This window comes from Ferruginibacter sp. (assembly GCF_031430955.1).
GTDB lineage: Bacteria > Bacteroidota > Bacteroidia > Chitinophagales > Chitinophagaceae > Ferruginibacter.
Genome location: NZ_JANPCM010000669.1, coordinates 1 through 4,085, shown reverse-complemented (window position 1 = coordinate 4,085; position 4,085 = coordinate 1). Strand labels below are relative to the sequence as shown.

The following is a 4,085-nucleotide window of genomic DNA, read 5'->3' as shown; positions in this document are numbered from 1 at the left end:
CTTTAAGTAATTTAGATTTAGGCTCTTCTATCATTCTCTTTAGTTCTTCATCAGGTTTTACCGGTTTAAATTGCTTATTCCTGTAATTGATAAATTCATTAAACTCGTTAATGGCTTCATTGTATATAGCAATTGCATTGTTGAAATCATCGGATAGTTTTTTTTGCTTTAGATATTCAATCTCTCTTTTTTTATAAGCAAGTCTGTCAAAGATCATAGCATTTTTTACCCCATTTTTTTCAATATGTTCCGAAGATTGCGTAAGCTGTTCTAATTCACTTAATTTCTCATAGCTTGTAATTTCTTTTTCAAAGTCAAAATATTGTTTTGTATTATTTATACGTATGTTGCTATCATAAAATTCCTGATTAGTAACTGGATAATTTAAAAACTGCCATAAAAAATCAAATGGTATATGGGAAGCTATCATCTTAGCTGGGTCTGCTTTAAAATATTTTTCATTTATTTTTTTTACAAATTTACCATTGTTGATAAATCCGGAACCCCATGTTGGATCGAAAAGAAACCAGTGCCCATCAATTTTTGCTGCACACCAGGCATGTGGAATATAATCAGTAAAACCATTTTGCTTTGTATAGCCCTCAATTACAAATGACTTTATTCCAAGCCTGTTTGATACAGCATTGAAAATTTCTGCATAATTTATACAAATACCTTTTTTAGTTTCAAGGGTTTTGTTGATTTTATTTTCTGATGTTTCATTGAAATTAATGGCAAACATATTTTCAATGTCGTAACTTATTTTAGATACTTCCCAAAAAAATAAAGCTCTTATTTTCTCGTTATCTGTCTTAAAATTGGTATTAATATATTCAGCAATAGTATTTACTGATTTAGACAAACTGTCAGCAATTTTTAAAGCTTGGTTATCAATGGCGGCATATTCTTTATTGCTTTGAGCTATTGTAATAACTGAAGAAAATATCAATAAGACTATTAAAAATGTTCTCATGAAATGGGTGTGTTTAAAGCGTCAAATTTATGGCATTCTTAATACATTGCATACTTAAAATTTCATGATAAAATTGCTTTGGTATAGATTTAAAGTTAGCATTCATGTAATTACAGTGTTGTGGATAATATTTTGTAATTAACTTCCCTTGTTTATAGCCAATTTCCAAATACAGTTAAGGGAGATATAATGCTGGTAATTAACAGCAGGCTTAAAATTGGTATTTAATAAACCGGGTTGGTAAAGCACTCCAAGCCGAAAGTATTTTCCCAGTCTGTATTGTGCAGAAAGGCTTAAGCCAATGTTTATATTGCTTTTTGATTTGTAAAAAGTAGTAACACTATCTACAGTAATTTTTGTCCATTTTAATTTTGATACATTAATGCCATAACCCAAATCAAAACGCCTGATTATGGTATTGTTTTTTACACTGACATAAAATGTATTTCCTGTTTCATAATATCCAATGCCAATATGTTCGCCAAATAAATCTGTAGCTGCGCCAATATTTACAGATAAGTAAGTATTATTTTTGTAAAAAAAATCTGCGCCTGCTTCCAAACCGAAAACACCTGCCGAATTGTATTTTCCGCTGCTGTCAATTATATTAAATACTGTTGTAAAAGGTAATGACAGAGAAAGATTAATTGTACCTTTTTTTATTGGTGCTGCGCTTTTAATGGCGATGCCTGTGTCTTCAACTGAAATGTAATTTATTTTGGGATATGCATAACGTTTCAAATTGTCTTTGTCAATTAGCATACCAATACCGAAATTGGATATAATATTATACCAGTAAGCAAAAGAACTTTTGGGTTTAAGAATAATTATGTTTTTTGTACTGTCTGTTTGTACATTGATGATAAGAGGGGTGTTGCTTCGTGTAAGAAAATATTCTTTTGGTGTATGGGTGTGCTTTGATGAATCAATTAAAACTGCCTTCTCCACCGAAATAACTTTTATATTTTTACCGGTAGTAATAATAATTTTTTGTACAGGCTGATTTAAAATTGCAGCACAGGAAGAAAATAGAAAAATAAAAGACACTACAGCATATATTTTAATCCATTTATTCATGCTTTTAATTTCTTGCTGGAATGCAATTGTTTTGGCCATACTCTTCTCCAGATACAATTAAAGTAATGATTGTTGCTTAAGGATTTTATTTTTTTGTAATTATACCAATTAGACATTGAAATCATACTGTCAGCCTGAACTTGTCGAAGGCGGGTTGACATTGCACCGGTTTCGACAAGCTCAACCTGACATTTTTTTAATCGGATAGATTCAATGTCTAATTGGTATTAGCTTGTTTCTTTGTCGATATACTTTACAACTAAAAAAAGCCGCACAATGTGTACGGCTCTTTCATATAAAGTCCGTTAAAACTATTCAACAGTAAAAGTAATTTTATTATCGCCCCACAGTAATGTTACCAATCCTGTTTTGTCAATGGAAAAAGTCATTTTTTCTGCAAAGGCAGCTGCTTTTTGCGCCTTTGCATCTATACGTAAAGCATCATCAGCCTGTTTGTAACTAAAAGCGCCCCATTGCTTCCAGGTTTTATTAAAAATAATTGTCCAGCTTTCTTTACCCGAAATTGTAAACAAAGCATATTTACCGGCGGGCAATTCTTTACCATTTATTTTTACAGCTTTGCTGGTTTCAAAAACTGTGGCTTCGTTGGCACCGGTGCGCCATACTTCGCCATCTTTTGGTTCAATGTCTTTACCAATGGTACGGCCTTTTATTGATGGCTGGCTGTAATCAATATTAATTAATGCCCCCGAAGTTAATTCCTGTGTTGCCACTGCTGGCGGACTGGGGCGTTTACTTTTATCCTGTTGTGCATTGGCGGTGTTTGTAAACAAAGCTGTTAAAAGCATTGCAACTGCTGCTATCTTTTTCATAAATATTTTTTTTGAGTGAAAAGAAATGTAATTTATAATTTTTAAATCAATTGACTGTTACCGTTGTTCAATATTATTTATCAAATCTTTCAGGATAATTATAGAACGAAAACGCATTTATTTCAGGTTGTCAATATTACACTGTCAAACCCCAATGAATATTACCGGAATTACCTGATAAAAATTTATCAACAGATCTAAAGGATGCGATACATCAACTATTTATCCTGTGGCAGCATATCAAATTCTTTTCTCTTGTTTTCAAACCATGTTTTCATCGCTTCAGGCGATTGCATCAATGTTTGCATTTCATTCATCGCTGTAAGATGATCTTTATCACCTGATTTAAACATTTCCATGCCATGCTGTTTGCTTAGCTGCGCCATTTCCTCAAAAGTATTTGCTGTAAATTCTTTATCACATGCGCCACCCAATTGTTTGCAGGTCATTGTTTTCATGATTGTAAGTTTTGATTTTAAAATTTATAAAAACGATTAGAATCGAACGCTGCCCTTTCTATCGCAGTCATCCTGTCCCGAAGAAGCCTGATAGTAAATCCTCCTTTTAAAATATCCTTATCTAAATACATCCAATCCGAAATATCGTCCTTGTTTACGCTGATAGTGTCATTTAATTTCAAGTTTGATACGTATTCCGGCTCATTGTTAACTATGCCCATATATTCTCCTTTAATTTTTGTAATGTCACTGAGCCAAATATGCTCACCATTATTATTGCCATACGCAAATCTTACTTTTAAAGCAAATGAATTATAATCAGATTTGTTAGTGAATAGGGCGGAGTCAAATTTATAAAGTGATGATTTGGCAATATAAATAGCAGCTTCCATTTCTTTGTCACCCTGCTGTACGATTATTATATTTTTGGAATCTTTTTCAATAATTTGCTTTTGTGTATTTGAATTACATGAAAAGATAATGAGCAAGATAATCAGAGCTTTTTGGTTCATATAAAATTGCTTAGAATTATAATCTTCCGCCTCGTTTCGTGTCTCACGAAACATTCGCTTCATTCTCCGTATAAAGGCGTTCAATAACGGTATGCCGTAGAAGTGAGTGACACAACGATGATGACCATAGCTTCTAAAGCCAGTCCCCAAAAAAATTACGCAATTACATTATATAGTTCTATTTACATCAAAATTTTCCAGCTCTTTACTAACGGCATTTAAAAAAGTGCTG

The 4,085-nt window shown here is 32.4% G+C and carries 5 protein-coding genes; all 5 read right to left on the bottom strand.

Features of this window, described 5'->3' with window-relative positions; translation table 11 throughout:
• Positions 1-973 (bottom strand): transglutaminase domain-containing protein (locus tag ACY65O_RS19105; RefSeq protein WP_462222453.1); only part of this gene is annotated, 973 nt, incomplete at its 3' end.
• Positions 974-1,111: 138 nt separating this feature from the next.
• Entirely contained in the window at positions 1,112-2,050 is a 939-nt protein-coding gene (locus ACY65O_RS19100; RefSeq protein ID WP_462222452.1) for a hypothetical protein, read from the bottom strand.
• 311 nt (positions 2,051-2,361) lie between these two features.
• On the bottom strand, positions 2,362-2,883 hold the full coding sequence (locus tag ACY65O_RS19095; RefSeq protein ID WP_462222451.1) for a DUF2911 domain-containing protein: 522 nt from the start codon (positions 2,881-2,883) through the stop codon (positions 2,362-2,364).
• Positions 2,884-3,101: 218 nt separating this feature from the next.
• The gene (locus ACY65O_RS19090; protein WP_462222450.1) at positions 3,102-3,341 is read right to left on the bottom strand and encodes a hypothetical protein; all 240 of its coding nucleotides are present in this window, start codon (positions 3,339-3,341) and stop codon (positions 3,102-3,104) included.
• Between the two features lie 17 nt (positions 3,342-3,358).
• Positions 3,359-3,853 carry a DUF2314 domain-containing protein gene (locus tag ACY65O_RS19085; RefSeq protein WP_462222449.1) on the bottom strand — a complete coding sequence of 165 codons (495 nt, stop codon included), beginning with the start codon at positions 3,851-3,853 and terminating at the stop codon, positions 3,359-3,361.
• Positions 3,854-4,085 lie beyond the last annotated feature (232 nt).